We start from the raw sequence: 19,738 nt of genomic DNA, 5'->3' as shown, positions 1-19,738 counted from the left end.
GTTGAAAGGAAAACCAAATGGCCAAGAAGCTTGCTGGTACAATGAAGCTGCAGGTTCCTGCAGGTCAGGCGAACCCGTCGCCGCCAGTTGGTCCGGCGCTGGGTCAGCGCGGCATCAACATCATGGAATTCTGCAAGGCGTTCAACGCCAAGACCGCAGACATGGAGCCCGGCGCTCCGTGCCCGACCGTGATCACCTACTATCAAGACAAGTCCTTCACCATGGACATCAAGACGCCGCCCGCGTCTTACTACCTGAAAAAAGCAGCTGGTCTGAAGCCGGTTGGCAAGCGTAACCGCCCTCGTGGTGCGGAAAACCCAGGTCGTGAGACCGTGGCAACCGTGACCTCGAAGCAGGTTCGTGATATCGCCGAAGCCAAAATGAAAGATCTGAACGCCAACGACGTCGAAGGCGCAATGCAGATCATCCTGGGCTCGGCCCGCTCAATGGGCATCGAGGTGAAGTAAGATGGCAAAACTCGGTAAACGTACCCGCGCTGCGCGCGAAGCTGTCGCTGGCAAGGAAAACCTGTCGGTCGAAGAAGCCGTTTCCCTGGTCAAAGGCAATGCGACCTCGAAATTCGACGAGACCATCGAGATCGCTCTGAACCTTGGCGTTGACACTCGTCACGCAGACCAGATGGTTCGCGGCGTTGTTGGCCTGCCGAACGGTACCGGCAAAGCGATGCGCGTTGCTGTATTTGCTCGTGGCCCCAAGGCAGACGAAGCGAAAGAAGCGGGCGCAGATATCGTTGGCGCGGAAGACCTGATGGAAACCATTCAGGGCGGCACCATCGAATTTGATCGCTGCATTGCAACCCCGGACATGATGCCGATCGTCGGTCGTCTGGGTAAAGTGCTCGGCCCCCGCAACCTGATGCCGAACCCCAAAGTTGGCACCGTGACCATGGACGTGAAAGCGGCTGTGGAAGCAGCAAAAGGTGGTGAAGTTCAGTTCAAGGCGGAAAAAGGCGGCGTTGTGCACGCCGGCGTTGGCAAAGCGTCCTTCGACGAAGCCAAGCTGGTCGAAAACGTCCGTGCCTTCATCTCGGCTGTTGCGAAGGCCAAACCGTCGGGTGCCAAAGGCACCTATATGAAGAAAATCGCGTTGAGCTCGACCATGGGCCCGGGTGTGACTCTGGACGTGGCGGCTGCTGCGGGCGAATAAGCCTTAGCGTTTAGCTGTGAGAACTTGATCCCGGGTGGTGCGAACTGCCCGGGATTTTCTTTGCGTATTACATAAAAAACGTACTGTAGTTTTGTGATTGATATCGCAAGCTACATAAGTGGCGCGTGACAGCGTGGTTTCCAGCGCACAAATTGAAATCTTGGGGTGTTGTTAATTTCCAACCCGGTGACAGCTGCGCTGACTCAAAAGCAGTGATGGGGCAAAATCCCAGATTCACCGCCTCAGTGCTGGTGGCTAAAGAAGCGATTGAACTGGAAGTTGAGGTCTGACACAGTTCCGCCAGTGTTGTGTAATAACTGTTCGAGAATGCTAATCAATGAACCAAGACTTTCGTCAGAAATCACTTCCAGAGGATCGGCAAACCTTTTGGGACCAGTTTTATGCCAAATCGGCAGGATCATGGGAGCTGACCTTGCCGTCGCAATTCGCAGCATTTGTGGCAAGTGAGATTGATCGGCAGTCACATGTCATTGATGTAGGGTGCGGAAATGCCCGCGACAGTTTTTTCTTTTCGCGCCACGGATTCAAAGTGACTGGGCTGGATGCGTCAGACGCAGCGATTTCATCGGCGCAAAAGCATGCGCAAAAACAGGGCGGTGATGATCTCGAGTTTGTTCGGACCAATCTCAAAGATGGATTGGTTGAGCAGGTGTTAACCGAACGGCGATCTGAAACCGTTTGCGTATACGCTCGGTTTTTTTTGCACGCGATCACAGATGATGAAGAAAATGCTCTGATTAGGGCGCTTCAGAATGGATGCAGACCGGGCGATGTCGTGGCGTTCGAGTATCGAACGTTGGCGGATCGAGCCACGACAAAAGTAGCGGCACCGCATTTCCGGCGTTACGTAAGTGCAACGGATCTGGATGCCAAAATGGAAGCCTCCGAATTCCGAAAATGCTATGGTGTAGAAGGCGGTGGTTTCGCAAAATATAAAACAGAAGATGCGATCGTCGCCCGCGCGATTTATGAAATGGCCCAATGACCGAAGCAGAAATAATCAAGGAGCTCGCCTCACTTCGCGAGCATGTTTTTACACATGCTGCGGCCCAAACGGCACTCCCGCGACCTCGCAAAACGCGCCTCGCGGTTGAGGCGCTTAAGGATCCCATAATGCGCTTGGAGAACCAAGCAATCTATGATGATTGGGAAGAGACTTTTATTCTTCTGTATTGCCACAGGAGACTAAAGCCTGCCCGGACGCACGGTAGGCTATCGCGTATGGAAACTCGCTATGCGAAACAGGGTAATGAAGCGCGCTTTGCCTCGTTTTTTGATCGCGTGAAGCAGACCTTATACCCTGATTTCATTACATCGGCTGGCTATAATAGAACATTCGGGGAAAAGGCAGGCGATGACATCTTTGCAAAACTTGACGCCGAGCTTGAACCCGTAGTTCGTCTGGGAAAGCCGATCATTCTGTACGCCGGCACATTGTTGGGCCACGTTCGAGAGGGTGGATTGATCGATCACGACGACGATGTCGATTTCGCAGTATATCTGGGCGAGTCCACGCTTGAAGGCGTCGCTGAAAAATGGATTGAATATCAGCGAGAGTTGCTGGCCAATGATTGCCTGGATACCAAATTGTTGAAGCGAAATATACCAGTCTTCAAAGTCAAAAATAACTTGGGTATTGCTATTGATCTGTTTCCGGCGTGGACGGAAAACGGGCGCTTTAGCGTTTATCCTTACTCAATGAATGCCTTGCCGGAAAGTGCGATTTTTCCGCTTAAATCGCTTGATGGTGGGGAAATCATGCTCCCGAAGGATGCGCCAGCATTGCTGGCTCAAAGTTACGGTGACAATTGGCGGATACCGGACCCGCTTTTTCATTTCAATTGGGGGGCTGCGCGCCGCAAGTTTGCACCGATGCTTCAACACGATTTCACCGGCGGTTGATAGCGCCGAACGATGAGGTCCCCAAGGGGGAGCCGAGTTCGCGTAGCCGCGGCAATTTCAGGCGAACTCGGTGTCGTTTTGACGTCTGGAAATCAAGGTGCCTCAGGGCGTTTTCAGCTAGGCAGTATAGCCGCTGTGAAGGAGAGGTGCGTTCTTCCAATTTACCTCTTGGAAACCCGGCCTATCTGTCCTAAGTAGACCTGCGGAATAAAGCGTGCGATTCGTCGTGCGCTTTATTTTGTTTCGTCCAAGACGGTGGGTGGGTTCATCTGGCCCCTTAATTCCCTGCCTGAGACGGGTAAGACCAAAGAATTCTGAGGGTCACGATCCTCGGGCGCATTTTGGCCAATCCCGTAACAACGGACCTGAACGCCGGAGCGAAAGCTGCGGCAAATATGAGCCGGGGTGAGATATCGCCCCTAACTTGGAGAGAACTGTGGATAGAGCCCAGAAAGAGAAAGTGGTCGAGGAACTCGGCCAAATCTTCGAAAGCTCTGGCGTCGTAGTGGTTTCGCACTACGCCGGTCTGACAGTTGCCGAGATGCAGGACCTTCGCGCACGTGCTCGTGACGCGGGTGGTGCCGTGCGTGTTGCCAAGAACAGGCTCGCCAAAATCGCCCTTGAGGGTAAGCCGTGTGAAAGCATGGCCGACCTGCTGACAGGGATGACCGTTCTGACCTATTCCGAGGACCCCGTGGCAGCTGCCAAGGTGGCCGAGGACTTCGCCAAGGATAACAAGAATTTTGAGATCCTCGGCGGTGCAATGGGCGAGAACGCTCTGGACCGCAAAGGCGTCGAAACAGTTTCGAAAATGCCGTCTCGTGAAGAGCTTATTGCTTCGATCGTTGGCTGCATTGGCGCACCTGCTTCGAACATCGCCGGCGCGATTGGCGCACCTGCAAGCAACATCGCAAGCATCCTTTCCACCATCGAAGAGAAGGCGGAAGCTGCGTAAGCGGTTGGCACTGAATGATCTGCGTAGGGGAACCACCCTGACGTTGGAACACACACTGTAAAACGGAAAGAGCTAATACAATGGCTGATCTGAAAGCACTCGCAGAAAGCATCGTGGGTCTGACCCTGCTGGAAGCACAAGAACTGAAAACCATCCTCAAAGACGAATACGGCATCGAGCCCGCAGCTGGCGGCGCCGTAATGGTTGCAGCTGGTGGCGACGCCGGTGGCGCAGCTGAGGAAGAAAAAACCGAATTCGACGTCGTTCTGAAGAACGCCGGCGCTTCGAAAATCAACGTGATCAAAGAAGTTCGCGGCATCACCGGTCTGGGCCTGAAAGAAGCCAAAGAGCTGGTCGAAGCTGGCGGCAAGATCAAAGAAGGCGTGTCGAAAGACGAAGCCGAGGAAGTCAAAGGCAAGCTGGAAGCAGCTGGCGCCGAAGTCGAGCTGGCCTAAGCCAACCGACAGGTGCATCGCTGATGCGCCGCAAAATTTGGCTGGGTCCGGAGAAATCCGGGTCCAGCCGAACCTGTCTTAGAAAGGGCCTCATTGTCTGGGGCGTTTTCTAAGACACGGTTTTCGGATCGGGAGGCCACCTTCGGGACGGTGGTCACGAATTGATCCGGACGTGTCGTCTCGATTGTGCAAGATGCCGGGGCCCGACGGTGTCTTTGCCCGCTGAGAACATCGAAAGGTGACATCTGACATGGCTCAAACGTTCCTTGGCCAGAAACGTCTTCGTAAATATTACGGCAAAATCCGCGAAGTGCTGGAGATGCCGAACCTCATTGAGGTGCAGAAATCTTCTTATGATCTTTTCCTGCGCTCCGGCGATGCAGAACAGCCCACAGACGGCGAAGGCATCAAAGGTGTGTTCCAGTCGGTTTTCCCGATCAAGGATTTCAACGAAACCTCCGTTCTGGAGTTCGTGAAATACGATCTGGAAAAACCCAAATACGACGTCGAAGAGTGCATGCAGCGCGACATGACCTACAGCGCGCCGCTGAAGGTCACACTGCGCCTGATCGTGTTTGATGTCGATGAGGACACCGGCGCCAAATCGGTCAAGGACATCAAAGAACAGGACGTGTTCATGGGCGACATGCCCCTGATGACACCGAACGGCACGTTCATCGTGAACGGCACCGAGCGTGTGATCGTCAGCCAGATGCACCGCTCGCCCGGTGTGTTCTTTGATCACGACAAGGGCAAGACCCATTCCTCGGGCAAGCTGCTGTTTGCCTGCCGCATCATCCCGTATCGCGGCAGCTGGCTGGACTTTGAGTTCGACGCCAAGGACATCGTGTTCGCCCGTATCGACCGTCGTCGCAAACTGCCTGTGACAACCCTGCTTTATGCGCTGGGTCTGGATCAGGAAGCGATCATGGACGCGTATTACAACACCGTGTCCTACAAGCTGGACAAGAAGAAAGGCTGGGTTACGCCCTTCTTCCCCGAGCGTGTGCGCGGCACCCGTCCGACATATGATCTGATCGACGCGAAATCGGGCGAAGTGATTGCCGAAGCGGGCAAGAAAGTCACCCCGCGCGCGGTCAAGAAGCTGATCGACGAAGGTGCTGTTACCGACCTGCTGGTGCCCTTCGACAACATCGTCGGCAAGTATGTCGCCAAGGACATCATCAACGAAGAAAACGGCGCGATCTATGTCGAAGCCGGTGATGAGCTGACCCTGGAGTATGACAAAGACGGCGACCTGATCGGCGGCACCGTCAAGGACCTGATGGATGCGGGCATCACCGACATCCCGGTTCTGGACATCGACAACGTCAACGTTGGCCCCTACATGCGCAACACCATGGCTCAGGATAAGAACCTGAACCGTGAAAGCGCGCTGATGGACATCTACCGCGTCATGCGTCCGGGCGAGCCTCCCACCGTCGAGGCTGCGTCGGCTCTGTTCGACACCCTGTTCTTCGACAGCGAGCGCTATGACCTGTCCGCCGTTGGCCGCGTGAAGATGAACATGCGTCTGGCTCTGGACGCGCCGGACACCCTGCGCACCCTGCGTCGCGAAGACATCGTGGCCTGCATCAAGGCGCTGGTTGAGCTGCGTGATGGCAAAGGCGACGTGGACGATATTGACCACCTCGGCAACCGTCGTGTGCGTTCGGTCGGTGAACTGATGGAAAACCAGTACCGCGTCGGTCTGCTGCGCATGGAGCGCGCGATCAAAGAGCGTATGTCGTCGGTTGAAATCGACACCGTCATGCCGCAGGACTTGATCAACGCGAAACCGGCTGCGGCTGCTGTTCGTGAATTCTTCGGCTCGTCGCAGCTGTCGCAGTTCATGGACCAGACCAACCCGCTGTCCGAAGTCACCCACAAACGCCGTCTCTCGGCGCTTGGCCCGGGTGGTCTGACGCGTGAGCGTGCGGGCTTTGAGGTGCGCGACGTACACCCGACCCACTATGGCCGGATGTGCCCGATTGAAACGCCAGAAGGTCCGAACATCGGTCTGATCAACTCGCTGGCCACCTTTGCCCGCGTGAACAAGTATGGCTTCATCGAAACACCCTACCGCGTCGTCAAAGACGCCGAGGTGACCGATGAGGTACACTACATGTCCGCGACCGAGGAAATGCGTCACACCGTGGCGCAGGCGAACGCGACCTTGGATGCCGATGGCAAGTTCATCAACGACCTGGTTTCGACCCGTCAGGCCGGTGACTACACCCTCGCCCCGCGCGAGAATGTGGACCTGATCGACGTGTCGCCGAAACAGCTGGTCTCGGTTGCTGCATCGCTGATCCCGTTCCTTGAAAATGACGACGCTAACCGCGCTCTGATGGGCTCGAACATGCAACGTCAGGCGGTTCCGCTGCTGCGGGCCGAGGCGCCGCTGGTCGGTACCGGCATCGAGGAAAAGGTTGCGATCGACTCGGGTGCTGCGATTCAAGCGAAACGCGCCGGTATCATCGACCAGGTCGATGCCCAGCGTATCGTTATCCGCGCCACCGAAGACCTGGAATTGGGCGACGCTGGCGTTGACATCTATCGTCTGCGCAAGTTCCAGCGTTCGAACCAGAACACCTGCATCAACCAGCGTCCGCTGATCAAGGTGGGTGACACCGTCCAGAAGGGCGAGGTCATTGCCGACGGTCCGTCGACCGATATGGGCGAACTGGCGCTTGGTAAGAACGTGGTCGTCGCGTTCATGCCGTGGAACGGTTACAACTACGAAGACTCGATCCTGATCTCAGAACGTATCGCGCGTGATGACGTCTTTACCTCGGTCCATATCGAGGAGTTTGAAGTCGCCGCCCGTGACACCAAGCTGGGTCCGGAAGAAATCACCCGCGACATCCCCAACGTTGGTGAAGAAGCGCTGCGCAACCTCGATGAGGCTGGCATCGTTTACATCGGTGCGGATGTTGAGCCGGGCGATATTCTGGTCGGCAAGATCACTCCGAAGGGCGAAAGCCCGATGACCCCGGAAGAAAAGCTGCTGCGCGCCATCTTTGGTGAGAAAGCATCTGACGTGCGCGACACCTCGCTGCGCGTGAAGCCGGGCGATTACGGTACGGTTGTTGAGGTCCGCGTCTTCAACCGTCACGGCGTCGAGAAAGACGAGCGTGCGCTGCAGATCGAGCGTGAGGAAGTCGAACGTCTGGCCCGTGACCGGGACGACGAGCTGGCGATCCTGGACCGCAACATCTATGCGCGTCTGCAGGGCCTGATCCTGGGTAAAACGGCTGTCAAAGGCCCGAAAGGCGTCAAGGCAGGGTCGGTGATCACCGAGGAGCTGCTGGAAACCCTGACCCGTGGTCAGTGGTGGCAGCTGGCGCTGGAAGGTGAGCAGGACGCACAGATCGTCGAGGCTCTGAACGAGCAATACGAAGTGCAAAAGCGCGCTCTGGACGCCCGTTTCGAAGACAAGGTCGAGAAGGTCCGTCGTGGTGACGACCTGCCCCCGGGTGTGATGAAGATGGTCAAAGTCTTCATCGCCGTGAAGCGCAAGCTGCAGCCGGGCGACAAGATGGCCGGTCGTCACGGGAACAAAGGTGTGATCTCCAAGGTTGTTCCGATGGAAGACATGCCGTTCCTGGCCGATGGTACTCCGGTAGACTTCTGTCTGAACCCACTGGGCGTGCCTTCGCGTATGAACGTTGGTCAGATCCTTGAAACCCACATGGGTTGGGCCGCGCGCGGTCTGGGTCTGAACATCGACGACGCTCTGGGTGAATACCGCCGGTCCGGCGACCTGACCCCGGTTCGCGAAGCGATGAAGCTGGCTTATGGCGAGAATGTCTACGAAGAAGGCATCACCGGTCTGGACGAGGATGGCCTGATCGAGGCTGCGGGCAACGTGACCCGTGGTGTTCCGATCGCTACTCCGGTCTTCGACGGTGCCAAAGAAGCAGACGTCAACGACGCGCTGGTGCGTGCGGGCTTCTCGGAAAGCGGTCAGTCGGTTCTGTTCGACGGTCGCACCGGTGAGCAATTCGCGCGCCCGGTCACCGTGGGCATCAAGTACCTGCTGAAATTGCACCACCTGGTGGACGACAAGATCCACGCGCGTTCGACCGGGCCGTACAGCCTGGTTACCCAGCAGCCGCTGGGTGGTAAGGCGCAGTTCGGTGGTCAGCGCTTTGGTGAGATGGAGGTCTGGGCTCTGGAAGCTTACGGCGCCGCCTACACCCTGCAGGAGATGCTCACCGTGAAATCGGATGACGTCGCCGGTCGGACCAAGGTCTATGAGTCGATCGTCAAGGGCGAGGATAACTTTGAAGCGGGCGTACCGGAATCGTTCAACGTTCTGGTTAAAGAAGTCCGTGGCCTCGGCCTGAATATGGAACTCCTGGATGCGGAGGTTGAGGAGTAAGGGCCTCGGCCCTTCCTCCCGTCCCCCCTTCCGCAAAATTTGAGGTATCAAAATGAACCAGGAAATCACCAACAACCCGTTCAACCCGCTGACACCGCCGAAAGTCTTTGACGAGATCAAGGTTTCGCTGGCCAGCCCTGAACGGATCCTGTCTTGGTCCTATGGTGAGATCAAGAAACCCGAAACCATCAACTACCGGACGTTCAAGCCCGAGCGTGACGGTCTGTTCTGCGCGCGTATCTTTGGCCCGATCAAAGATTACGAATGTCTATGCGGCAAATATAAGCGGATGAAATATCGCGGCGTTGTCTGCGAGAAATGCGGTGTGGAAGTCACCCTGCAGAAAGTCCGCCGCGAGCGTATGGGCCACATCGAACTGGCCGCGCCCGTCGCACACATCTGGTTCCTGAAATCGCTGCCGTCCCGCATCGGTCTGATGCTGGACATGACGCTGCGCGATCTGGAACGCGTTCTGTACTTTGAAAACTACGTCGTCATCGAGCCCGGTCTGACCGACCTGACCTACGGCCAGATGCTGACCGAAGAAGAGTACATGGATGCGCAGGATGCCTATGGCATGGATGCGTTCACCGCGAATATCGGTGCCGAAGCCATCCGTGAGATGCTGGCCCAGATCGATCTGGAAGCCGAAGCCGAGCAGCTGCGCGCTGATCTGGCCGAAGCAACCGGCGAGTTGAAGCCCAAAAAGATCATCAAGCGTCTGAAGGTTGTCGAATCCTTCCTCGAGTCGGGCAACCGGCCTGAGTGGATGGTCATGACCGTGATCCCGGTCATTCCGCCGGAACTGCGTCCGCTGGTTCCGCTGGATGGTGGCCGGTTCGCGACCTCGGATCTGAACGATCTGTATCGCCGCGTCATCAACCGGAACAACCGTCTGAAGCGTCTGATCGAGCTGCGCGCGCCTGACATCATCGTCCGCAACGAAAAGCGGATGCTGCAGGAATCCGTGGACGCTCTGTTCGACAACGGCCGTCGTGGCCGCGTGATCACCGGCGCCAACAAGCGTCCGCTGAAATCGCTGTCGGACATGCTGAAAGGCAAGCAGGGCCGCTTCCGTCAGAACCTTCTTGGTAAGCGCGTCGACTTCTCGGGCCGTTCGGTCATCGTGACCGGTCCGGAACTCAAACTGCACCAGTGTGGTCTGCCCAAGAAGATGGCGTTGGAGCTGTTCAAGCCGTTCATCTACTCGCGCCTTGAAGCCAAGGGTCTGTCTTCGACTGTTAAGCAAGCGAAGAAACTGGTCGAGAAAGAACGTCCCGAAGTGTGGGATATCCTCGACGAGGTGATCCGCGAACATCCTGTCATGCTGAACCGTGCGCCGACGCTGCACCGTCTTGGCATTCAGGCGTTCGAGCCGGTTCTGATCGAAGGTAAAGCCATCCAGCTGCACCCGCTGGTCTGCTCGGCCTTTAACGCCGACTTCGACGGGGACCAGATGGCCGTTCACGTCCCGCTAAGCCTTGAGGCGCAGCTGGAAGCGCGTGTTCTGATGATGTCGACGAACAACGTTCTGTCGCCTGCAAACGGTGCACCGATCATCGTTCCGTCGCAGGATATGATCCTGGGTCTGTACTATGTGACCCTCGAACGCGAAGGCATGCCGGGCGAAGGCAAGGTCTTCGGTTCGATCGAAGAAGTTCAGCACGCGCTGGACGCCGGTGAGGTGCATCTGCACTCGAAAATCACCGCGCGGATCACGCAGATCGACGACGAAGGCAACGAAGTTCAGAAGCGCTATGAAACCACTCCGGGCCGTCTGCGTCTGGGTGCATTGCTGCCGATGAACAACAAAGCCCCGTTCGAGCTGGTCAACCGCCTGCTGCGGAAGAAAGAAGTGCAGCAGGTGATCGACACCGTCTACCGTTACTGCGGTCAGAAAGAGTCGGTTATCTTCTGTGACCAGATCATGTCGATGGGCTTCAAAGAAGCGTTCAAGGCGGGCATCTCGTTCGGTAAGGACGACATGGTCATCCCGGATGACAAGTGGGGCATCGTTGATGACACCCGCGGTCAGGTGAAGGACTTTGAACAGCAGTACATGGACGGCCTGATCACTCAGGGCGAAAAGTACAACAAAGTTGTTGATGCCTGGTCGAAGTGTAACGACCGCGTCACCGAAGCGATGATGAGCACCATCTCGGACGTTGCCAAGGCCGAAGACGGGTCAGATCAAGAGCCGAACTCGGTCTACATGATGGCCCACTCCGGTGCGCGTGGCTCGGTCACTCAGATGAAACAGCTGGGCGGTATGCGTGGCCTGATGGCCAAGCCGAACGGTGACATCATCGAGACGCCGATTATCTCGAACTTTAAAGAAGGTCTGACCGTTCTCGAGTACTTCAACTCGACCCACGGTGCCCGTAAGGGTCTGTCGGATACCGCTCTGAAGACGGCGAACTCGGGTTACCTGACCCGTCGTCTGGTGGACGTCGCACAGGACTGCATCGTTCGCGAGATCGACTGTGGTACTGAGCGTGCGATCACAGCCGAAGCCGCCGTGAATGACGGTGAGGTTGTTGCCTCGCTGGCCGAACGTGTGCTGGGTCGTGTGGCGGCTGACGATGTTCTGCGTCCGGGCACGGATGAGGTGATCGTGGCCGCTGGTCAGTTGATCGACGAACGCATGGCGGACACCGTTGACGAAGCTGGTGTTGCGTCGATGCGCATCCGCTCGCCTCTGACCTGTGAGTCCGAGGAAGGCGTCTGCGCCACCTGCTACGGTCGTGACCTTGCACGCGGCACGATGGTGAACACAGGTGAGGCTGTCGGCATCATCGCCGCGCAGTCCATTGGTGAACCCGGTACGCAGCTGACGATGCGTACTTTCCACATCGGTGGTGTTGCGCAAGGTGGTCAGCAGTCGTTCCAGGAAGCCAGCCAGGAAGGCGTCGTTTCCTTCGAGAACCCGCAGATTCTGGTCAATGCCGCAGGCGAAAGCCTCGTTATGGGCCGGAACATGAAGCTGGTGATCAGCGACGAACACGGCGAAGAGCGTGCCAGCCACAAGCTGGGCTATGGCTCCAAGCTGTTCGTCAAGGACGGCACCAAGGTTGCTCGTGGCGACAAGCTGTTCGAATGGGATCCCTACACCCTGCCGATCATCGCCGAGAAAGCCGGTACCGCGAAATATGTCGACCTTGTTTCGGGCCTTGCGGTCCGGGATGAGACCGACGATGCAACCGGCATGACCCAGAAGATCGTGATCGACTGGCGCGCGGCCCCCAAAGGCAGCGACCTCAAGCCCGAGATCATTCTGGTTGGTGAAGATGGCGAGCCGGTCCGCAATGACGCGGGCAACCCGGTTCACTATCCGATGTCGGTGGATGCGATCCTGTCGGTCGAAGATGGCCAGCAAATCGAAGCCGGTGACGTTGTCGCGCGTATCCCGCGTGAAGGCGCCAAGACCAAGGACATCACCGGTGGTCTGCCACGTGTGGCCGAACTGTTCGAAGCCCGTCGTCCGAAAGATCACGCGATCATCGCAGAAGCCGATGGTTACGTGCGCTTTGGCCGCGACTACAAGAACAAGCGCCGCATCAGCATCGAACCGGCTGACGAGTCCATGGAGACCATCGAATACATGGTACCCAAGGGCAAGCACATCCCGGTCGCCGAAGGGGACTTCATCCAGAAGGGTGAATACCTGATGGACGGTAACCCGGCTCCGCATGACATCCTGTCGATTATGGGTGTCGAAGCGCTGGCGGATTACATGATCGATGAGGTGCAGGACGTCTACCGCTTGCAGGGCGTGAAGATCAATGACAAGCACATCGAAGTCATCGTGCGCCAGATGCTGCAGAAGTGGGAGATCCTGGATTCAGGCGACACCACCCTGTTGAAAGGCGAACATGTCGACAAGCAGGAGTTCGACGCAGCCAACGAGAAGACTATCTCGCGTGGCGGTCGTCCGGCTCAGGGTGAGCCGATCCTTCTGGGGATCACCAAAGCTTCGCTGCAGACGCGTTCGTTCATCTCGGCGGCGTCGTTCCAGGAAACCACCCGCGTGCTGACCGAAGCCTCGGTTCAGGGCAAGAAAGACAAGCTGGTTGGCCTGAAAGAGAACGTAATCGTTGGTCGTCTGATCCCCGCCGGGACCGGTGGGGCCACTCAGGCCGTCCGCCACATCGCGCAGTCGCGTGACAACGTGGTTATCGAAGCGCGCAGGGAAGAGGCCGAAGCAGCCGCTGCTCTGGCCGCTCCGACCTTCGACGACGACATGGTCGGTGATGAGCTGGACGTTCTGGTGGAAACACCGGAAAGCCGCGAATAGGCACCCTCAATAACTAAGAAAGGCCCCGCGATTTCGCGGGGCCTTTCTTGTTGTGAGCGCTCCGAGGCGAACTCTCACAAAGATAGTTACTAATGTGATCCGGTTTGTGGCATGCTTTCGTCAACAGAGGAGGGGGCCGCAATGACAACTCGTCAAACGCATGGGCGAAAGCGACTGTATGACAGTATTTTGGACACCGTCGGAGACACGCCAAGTATACGAATAAACAGGATCGCGCCCTCAAACGTGACGGTTTACGTAAAATTCGAAGCGTTTAACCCGGCCAGTTCTGTCAAAGATCGCCTTGCCCTCAACATCATCGAAGCGGCAGAACGCGACGGTAGCTTAAAACCCGGTCAGACAGTGGTTGAGGCGACCTCGGGGAATACCGGTATCGGGCTGGCGATGGTCTGCGCGGCCAAAGGCTATCCCTTAGTTGTGACGATGGCCGACAGTTTCTCGGTCGAGCGGCGCAAGCTGATGAGGTTTTTGGGGGCAAAAGTTGTCCTGACACCGCGCGCGCAAAAGGGGTTCGGCATGTATACAAAAGCTAAAGAACTGGCCGAGCAGAACGGTTGGTTCCTGGCCAGCCAGTTTGAAACCGCAGCCAACGCCGATATTCACGAAAATACCACCGCGAGGGAAATCTTGGGTGACTTTGATGGGCAGAATCTCGACTATTGGGTTACGGGCTATGGCACTGGCGGGACGGTGTCGGGCGTGGCCCGGGTGCTGAGGAAAGTGCGCCCTGAGACCAAGATCATCCTGACCGAGCCTGCCAATGCAGCCATTGTGTCGTCGGGGTATGTAAACACCCGCAACGAAATACACCAGCCGACCGAGAGCCACCCGAACTTCGAACCGCATCCGATACAGGGTTGGACGCCTGATTTCATTCCGTGGGTTCTGCAGGAGGCCATTGATAACTCCTACTACGATGAGTTGATTCCCGTTCCCGGTAGCGACGGTATTGCATGGTCGCGCCGTTTGGCCGCGGAAGAGGGGATTTTTACCGGTATTTCTGGTGGCTCGACCTTTGCGGTCGCGATGAAACTGGCCGAGACTGCTCCGGAAGGTTCCGTCATGTTGGTAATGTTGCCAGATACGGGCGAGCGTTACCTTTCGACGCCATTGTTTGATGGTGTAGAAGAGGAGATGACGGATGATGAGATCGAGATCTCGAAATCTACGCCTTCCGCCCAGATGACAGATTGAAACGACTGAAAAGTCGACAGTTTGTGTAGCTCGTCGGAACTATTACTGTAGGATTGTCAGGCGCAAATTGACTTCGTGATCGATTGAACAGTTAGTACGACGATATATTGAAGGCCGGGTGTTGATTAAATGAGTCCTAACGTTAAAGGCGCGCTGCTGATGATGGGCAGCATGGCGGCCTTTACCGTCAATGATGCGTTGGTGAAAGTGGTGGGGCAAGATCTGCCTCTGTTCCAACTTGTGACCATGCGCGGAGTTTTGGCGACAGTTCTTGTGTTGATAATGGCCCGTTATCTTGGGGCGCTTCACCTGAATTTTCCCCTCCATGACAAATGGCTTATCGCATTACGTTGCCTGGCAGAGTTGGCGGCGACCATCTTCTTTTTAACGGCTCTGATGCACATGCCGCTTGCCAACGTTACGGCAGTTCTACAGGCGTTGCCGCTGACCGTGACTTTGGGTGCTGCCTTATTCTTCGGTGAAGTAATTGGATGGAGACGTATTGCTGCAATCGCGCTTGGGTTTGTCGGTATGTTGTTGATCGTTCGGCCCGGTCCTGAAGGGTTCAGCATCTATGCGATTTACGCATTGATTGCGGTTGCTTCCGTTACAGTTCGCGATTTGATCACCCGCCGAATGTCAACCGAAGTACCTTCTATGGTGGTAACACTGGCGACATCCCTCACTATCACATTGGCAGCGATCATCGTCTCCACGTTTGAAGGATGGGTGCCGGTCTCGACCGCATCTGGAGCGATGATCGCCAGCGCTGCGGTCTTTGTTCTGATAGGCTATCTTTTCAGTGTCATGGTGATGCGCGTGGGCGAGGTCGGTTTTGTTGCGCCATTTCGCTATTCCAGCCTGCTTTGGGCACTGGGACTGGGGTGGGCTGTGTTTGGTGACTGGCCGGACGCGATCACAATGCTGGGTGGTGCATTGGTAGTTGGGGCAGGGATGTTCACTCTGTTTCGCGAGCGGTCGCGTCAAGCGGAGAAGTGAGGCAAACGTACGAAACCGGGGTTTAGCGCGAAACGCGTGGCAAAATCGGTCTCGATTTCGGGCGTGATCGGCGCAAGCTGCGCCTTCTGCTTTTCAGCGCGCGGCGAGTCGTTGGAGTTGTTCAATGTCCTGATCCACATCGGGCGATCAGGATAACTGACCACTGGCATGAAACGCCCGATCCGGTTGTGGGTAAAACTTATGATCGTGTGGGCGCACCCGCCCGCGATAAGTATGCCCAAGCCCACCCCAAGCAAAGATTTGTAGACTTGTGCCGCCCGAACCCCATTCGGCCCAAAGCAGGCCTGGTATCCGTTGTTGAAATCGAGGCCTATGGCCTGATTTTTTCCAATCAGCCCGGCAACATCATCGGCGGACTCGCGCAGTCTTTCGATGAAATCAATCGAAATGCTGTCGTCGTCATCATGGCGAAATTGAAGACAGGGCCGGTCCGGGTTTGAACGCGCTTCCTGAAGGATTCGTTTCATGACCTGCCGGTGTTTATGGCTTGGTTCGACGGGTCTTTGGACAATTCGTACCTGCTTGATGTCAGCGGTAAGGTCCTTAAGCCGGTCGAGCGCCTTTCGCGGCAGACAGTCCCCAACAACGACCAGAAGCTGATAGTCCCCATCTGTCTGCGTGCGAAAGCTGGGCAACGTCACAGATTCGAACAAGCGGAACCGCTCTTCCAGACGAGCAGGGTTGTAGAGATGGGCGCGCCGATCTGCGACCGTGTCATGTTCGATCTGGAAATCGCCCAGAGCAGGGAATGAAAATCGGCACAGGCCAAAGACTTGCATGGGGCATCCAATGGTTTGCAGGGCATGTTCACTATGCATCCGGTGCCGAAGTGCTGCAATGTGTCGGCGCAGTGGGAATCTCCATTAGTTCCTGATAGACGGCCGGAGCTCTTATGTACAATACGCCTTTCCCGCTGGGCTGTTGACACTTGGGCCGACTCCCCTTAATACGCGCGACATCTCGGTACCGGGGGCCGCCCCATAACCGATTTCAGTAATGAACTGGTCAAGGCCCGGACACTTTTATCGTTCGCGCCCTCTGATAACAAACCGCGACGTTCACCTCGGAATGGGAACGCTCGCGGGTTTTGCGCTTGTGGACGCATGAGTGCAGCGAATTTAACCGCACGCAACGCGCGTGCATGTCATGTGTGTTGCAAAACGGGGAAGAAACCGGAATGCCAACTATTCAACAGCTGATCCGCAAACCGCGGCAGCCCAAAGTAAAACGCTCGAAGTCCATGCACCTGGAGCAGTGCCCGCAGAAGCGCGGCGTTTGCACCCGCGTGTACACCACCACACCGAAGAAGCCGAACTCGGCTATGCGTAAGGTTGCCAAGGTGCGTCTGACCAACGGGTTCGAGGTCATCTCGTACATCCCGGGTGAAAGCCACAACCTGCAGGAACACTCGGTTGTTCTGATCCGTGGCGGCCGTGTAAAAGACCTTCCCGGTGTGCGTTACCACATCCTGCGCGGTGTTCTGGATACTCAGGGCGTCAAAGATCGTAAGCAACGTCGTTCGAAATACGGCGCGAAGCGTCCCAAGTAAGAAGGAGAGGCTGATATGTCACGTCGTCACGCCGCCGAAAAACGCGAAGTCCTGCCTGACGCCAAATTTGGCGACAAGGTACTGACCAAATTCATGAACAACCTGATGATCGACGGCAAGAAGTCGGTCGCAGAGCGCATCGTTTACAACGCCTTTGATCGCGTTGAGAACAAGGTAAAGCGCGCTCCTGTCGAAGTGTTCCACGAAGCGCTCGACAACATCAAACCGTCGGTCGAGGTTCGCTCGCGCCGGGTTGGTGGTGCAACCTATCAGGTTCCGGTCGAAGTGCGCCCTGAGCGCCGCGAAGCACTGGCCATCCGTTGGCTGATCACCGCTGCGCGCGGCCGCAACGAAAACACCATGGAAGAACGCCTCGCCGGTGAGCTGCTGGACGCTGTACAGTCCCGCGGTACTGCCGTGAAGAAGCGCGAAGACACCCACAAGATGGCCGAGGCGAACAAAGCCTTCAGCCACTACCGTTGGTAATTCAGAGGCTTATCAAAAATGGCACGCGAATATCCGCTCGAACTATACCGTAACTTCGGTATCATGGCGCACATCGACGCAGGTAAGACCACCTGCTCGGAGCGTATCCTGTATTACACTGGTAAATCCCACAACATCGGTGAGGTGCACGATGGTGCAGCCACCATGGACTGGATGGAGCAGGAGCAGGAACGCGGCATCACCATCACTTCGGCTGCGACCACCACTTTCTGGGAGCGCACCGAAGACGGTCAGACCGCCGAAACTCCTAAGCACCGCCTGAACATCATCGACACCCCCGGCCACGTTGACTTCACCATCGAAGTTGAGCGTTCGCTGGCGGTTCTCGACGGTGCTGTCTGCGTTCTGGACGCAAACGCCGGTGTTGAGCCCCAAACCGAAACCGTGTGGCGTCAGGCTGACCGCTACAAGGTTCCGCGTATGGTTTTCGTCAACAAAATGGACAAGATCGGCGCTGACTTCTTCAACTGCGTCAACATGATCGAAGACCGCACCGGCGCACGCGCTGTTCCGGTTGGTATTCCGATCGGTGCCGAGTCCGAGCTGGAAGGTCTGATCGACCTGGTCACCATGGAAGAGTGGCTGTGGCAGGGCGAAGATCTGGGCGCAAGCTGGATCAAAGCTCCGATCCGCGACAGCCTGAAGGACATGGCTGACGAATGGCGCGGCAAGATGATCGAAGCGGCCGTCGAAATGGACGACGACGCGATGATGGAATACCTGGAAGGCAATGAGCCCGACGTTCCAACCCTGCGCGCCCTGCTGCGTAAAGGTACTTTGGAAATCGCGTTCGTTCCGGTTCTGGGTGGTTCGGCGTTCAAGAACAAAGGCGTTCAGCCGCTGCTCAACGCTGTGATCGACTATCTGCCCAGCCCGCTGGACGTTGTTGATTACATGGGCTTCAAACCCGGCGACGAGGAAGAAGTTCGTGACATCGCCCGTCGTGCAGACGACGACATGGCCTTCTCAGGCCTGGCGTTCAAAATCATGAACGACCCCTTCGTTGGCTCGCTGACCTTCACCCGGATCTACTCGGGCACCATGAACAAGGGTGACTCGATCCTGAACTCGACCAAAGGTAAAAAAGAGCGCATCGGTCGTATGATGATGATGCACTCGAACAACCGGGAAGAGATCGAAGAAGCGTTTGCAGGCGACATCATCGCGCTGGCGGGTCTGAAAGACACCACCACCGGTGACACCCTGTGTGACGCGAAGGATCCGGTGGTTCTGGAAACCATGACCTTCCCCGATCCGGTTATCGAGATCGCGGTTGAGCCCAAAACCAAGGGCGACCAAGAGAAGATGTCTCAGGGTCTGGCCCGTCTGGCCGCCGAAGACCCGTCCTTCCGTGTGGAAACTGATCTGGAATCCGGTCAGACCATCATGAAGGGCATGGGCGAACTTCACCTGGACATCCTGGTTGACCGTCTGAAGCGCGAGTTCAAGGTTGAAGCGAACATCGGTGCACCTCAGGTGGCCTATCGTGAAACCATCTCGATGCCGGTTGAGCACACCTACACCCACAAGAAACAGTCGGGTGGTTCGGGTCAGTTCGCGGAAGTCAAGCTGGAGATCCAGCCGACCGAGGCAGGCGAAGGCTATTCGTTCGAAAGCCGCATCGTTGGTGGTGCCGTTCCGAAGGAATACATCCCCGGTGTTGAAAAAGGCATCAACTCGGTCATGGACAGCGGCCCGCTGGCTGGCTTCCCCGTGATCGACTTCAAGGTTGCCCTGCTGGACGGTAAGTTCCACGACGTTGACTCGAGCGTTCTGGCGTTCGAAATCGCATCGCGGATGTGTATGCGCGAAGGCATGCGCAAAGCTGGCGCGAAACTGCTGGAACCGATCATGAAGGTCGAAGTGATCACCCCGGAAGAATATACCGGCGGTATCATCGGCGACCTGACCTCGCGTCGTGGCCAGGTCTCTGGTCAGGAGCCGCGCGGCAACGCAATTGCGATTGATGCGTTCGTTCCGCTGGCCAACATGTTCGGCTACATCAACACTCTGCGTTCGATGTCGTCGGGCCGTGCCCAGTTCACCATGCAGTTCGATCACTACGATCCGGTTCCGCAGAACATCTCGGACGAGATTCAGGCGAAATACGCATAAGCGAAGATTTGAGGGAGCGCGGCTAACGCGCTCCCTTCATTACCGAAAAAGGAGGCCATCATGGCAAAGGAAAAGTTTGAGCGTAATAAGCCGCACGTCAACATCGGCACGATTGGGCACGTTGACCACGGCAAGACCACGCTGACCGCAG

At 56.7% G+C, this 19,738-nt stretch carries 15 protein-coding genes; 14 read left to right on the top strand and 1 reads right to left on the bottom strand.

The features are described from left to right. The first annotated feature begins 17 nt into the window (after window positions 1-17). From rplK to ACR0BI_RS08195, 10 genes are all read left to right on the top strand, one after another. Window positions 18-467, top strand: coding sequence for a 50S ribosomal protein L11 (gene rplK, locus ACR0BI_RS08240; RefSeq protein WP_480563101.1), 450 nt, complete (start codon window positions 18-20; stop codon window positions 465-467). A 1-nt stretch (window position 468) separates the two neighbouring features. Continuing rightward, window positions 469-1,167: a 50S ribosomal protein L1 gene (gene rplA / locus ACR0BI_RS08235; RefSeq protein WP_010440987.1), complete on the top strand. Its 699-nt coding sequence runs from the start codon at window positions 469-471 to the stop codon at window positions 1,165-1,167. A 337-nt stretch (window positions 1,168-1,504) separates the two neighbouring features. Further along, window positions 1,505-2,173: a class I SAM-dependent methyltransferase gene (locus ACR0BI_RS08230; protein ID WP_170398577.1), complete on the top strand. Its 669-nt coding sequence runs from the start codon at window positions 1,505-1,507 to the stop codon at window positions 2,171-2,173. After that, complete coding sequence (locus ACR0BI_RS08225) at window positions 2,170-3,090, top strand: LicD family protein (protein WP_170398574.1); 921 nt, start codon at window positions 2,170-2,172, stop codon at window positions 3,088-3,090. The genes ACR0BI_RS08230 and ACR0BI_RS08225 overlap by 4 nt, the downstream gene beginning before the upstream one ends. A 436-nt stretch (window positions 3,091-3,526) precedes the next feature. Continuing rightward, entirely contained in the window at window positions 3,527-4,045 is a 519-nt protein-coding gene (gene rplJ / locus ACR0BI_RS08220; RefSeq protein WP_010441181.1) for a 50S ribosomal protein L10, read from the top strand. A gap of 80 nt (window positions 4,046-4,125) precedes the next feature. Next, a complete protein-coding gene (gene rplL / locus ACR0BI_RS08215; protein ID WP_010441182.1) occupies window positions 4,126-4,500 on the top strand; it encodes a 50S ribosomal protein L7/L12 in 375 nt (124 codons plus the stop codon). A gap of 250 nt (window positions 4,501-4,750) precedes the next feature. Beyond that, a complete protein-coding gene (rpoB, locus tag ACR0BI_RS08210) occupies window positions 4,751-8,887 on the top strand; it encodes a DNA-directed RNA polymerase subunit beta (protein ID WP_170406492.1) in 4,137 nt (1,378 codons plus the stop codon). Window positions 8,888-8,939: 52 nt separating this feature from the next. Further along, complete coding sequence (gene rpoC, locus ACR0BI_RS08205) at window positions 8,940-13,181, top strand: DNA-directed RNA polymerase subunit beta' (RefSeq protein ID WP_480563100.1); 4,242 nt, start codon at window positions 8,940-8,942, stop codon at window positions 13,179-13,181. 141 nt (window positions 13,182-13,322) lie between these two features. Further along, window positions 13,323-14,396, top strand: a complete 1,074-nt coding sequence (locus ACR0BI_RS08200) for a PLP-dependent cysteine synthase family protein (protein WP_480563099.1) — start codon at window positions 13,323-13,325, stop codon at window positions 14,394-14,396. Window positions 14,397-14,525: 129 nt separating this feature from the next. Further along, window positions 14,526-15,395 (top strand): DMT family transporter, encoded by an 870-nt coding sequence (locus ACR0BI_RS08195; RefSeq protein ID WP_480563098.1) that lies wholly within the window; start codon window positions 14,526-14,528, stop codon window positions 15,393-15,395. On the opposite strand, the gene ACR0BI_RS08190 is transcribed toward ACR0BI_RS08195, so the two are convergent. Continuing rightward, window positions 15,380-16,234 (bottom strand): glycosyltransferase, encoded by an 855-nt coding sequence (locus ACR0BI_RS08190; protein WP_480878452.1) that lies wholly within the window; start codon window positions 16,232-16,234, stop codon window positions 15,380-15,382. The two genes, ACR0BI_RS08195 and ACR0BI_RS08190, sit on opposite strands and share 16 nt — an antisense overlap. Before the next feature lie 359 nt (window positions 16,235-16,593). On the opposite strand from ACR0BI_RS08190, the gene rpsL reads away from it, so the two are divergent. From rpsL to ACR0BI_RS08170, 4 genes are all read left to right on the top strand, one after another. After that, window positions 16,594-16,965 carry a 30S ribosomal protein S12 gene (gene rpsL / locus ACR0BI_RS08185; protein ID WP_005621086.1) on the top strand — a complete coding sequence of 124 codons (372 nt, stop codon included), beginning with the start codon at window positions 16,594-16,596 and terminating at the stop codon, window positions 16,963-16,965. 15 nt (window positions 16,966-16,980) lie between these two features. Next, the gene (gene rpsG, locus ACR0BI_RS08180) at window positions 16,981-17,451 is read left to right on the top strand and encodes a 30S ribosomal protein S7 (protein ID WP_010441203.1); all 471 of its coding nucleotides are present in this window, start codon (window positions 16,981-16,983) and stop codon (window positions 17,449-17,451) included. Window positions 17,452-17,469: 18 nt separating this feature from the next. Further along, complete coding sequence (fusA, locus tag ACR0BI_RS08175) at window positions 17,470-19,587, top strand: elongation factor G (RefSeq protein ID WP_170328783.1); 2,118 nt, start codon at window positions 17,470-17,472, stop codon at window positions 19,585-19,587. A gap of 60 nt (window positions 19,588-19,647) precedes the next feature. Further along, the coding region (locus ACR0BI_RS08170; protein ID WP_036223564.1) for a GTP-binding protein at window positions 19,648-19,738 on the top strand (91 nt) is incomplete at its 3' end.

Source organism: Ruegeria sp. E5, assembly GCF_056534105.1.
The sequence above is the reverse complement of the archived record's forward strand: the minus strand, read 5'-3'. Positions and strand labels throughout refer to the sequence as shown.

Excerpts from the sequence above, each read along its gene's own strand:
- rplK (WP_480563101.1), top strand. The coding sequence starts at position 18 with ATGGCCAAGAAGCTTGCTGGTACAATGAAGCTGCAGGTTCCTGCAGGT.
- rplA (WP_010440987.1), top strand. The coding sequence starts at position 469 with ATGGCAAAACTCGGTAAACGTACCCGCGCTGCGCGCGAAGCTGTCGCT.
- ACR0BI_RS08230 (WP_170398577.1), top strand. The coding sequence starts at position 1,505 with ATGAACCAAGACTTTCGTCAGAAATCACTTCCAGAGGATCGGCAAACC.
- ACR0BI_RS08225 (WP_170398574.1), top strand. The coding sequence starts at position 2,170 with ATGACCGAAGCAGAAATAATCAAGGAGCTCGCCTCACTTCGCGAGCAT.
- rplL (WP_010441182.1), top strand. The coding sequence starts at position 4,126 with ATGGCTGATCTGAAAGCACTCGCAGAAAGCATCGTGGGTCTGACCCTG.
- rpoB (WP_170406492.1), top strand. The coding sequence starts at position 4,751 with ATGGCTCAAACGTTCCTTGGCCAGAAACGTCTTCGTAAATATTACGGC.
- rpoC (WP_480563100.1), top strand. The coding sequence starts at position 8,940 with ATGAACCAGGAAATCACCAACAACCCGTTCAACCCGCTGACACCGCCG.
- ACR0BI_RS08200 (WP_480563099.1), top strand. The coding sequence starts at position 13,323 with ATGACAACTCGTCAAACGCATGGGCGAAAGCGACTGTATGACAGTATT.
- ACR0BI_RS08195 (WP_480563098.1), top strand. The coding sequence starts at position 14,526 with ATGAGTCCTAACGTTAAAGGCGCGCTGCTGATGATGGGCAGCATGGCG.
- ACR0BI_RS08190 (WP_480878452.1), bottom strand. The coding sequence starts at position 16,234 with ATGCATAGTGAACATGCCCTGCAAACCATTGGATGCCCCATGCAAGTC.
- rpsL (WP_005621086.1), top strand. The coding sequence starts at position 16,594 with ATGCCAACTATTCAACAGCTGATCCGCAAACCGCGGCAGCCCAAAGTA.
- rpsG (WP_010441203.1), top strand. The coding sequence starts at position 16,981 with ATGTCACGTCGTCACGCCGCCGAAAAACGCGAAGTCCTGCCTGACGCC.
- fusA (WP_170328783.1), top strand. The coding sequence starts at position 17,470 with ATGGCACGCGAATATCCGCTCGAACTATACCGTAACTTCGGTATCATG.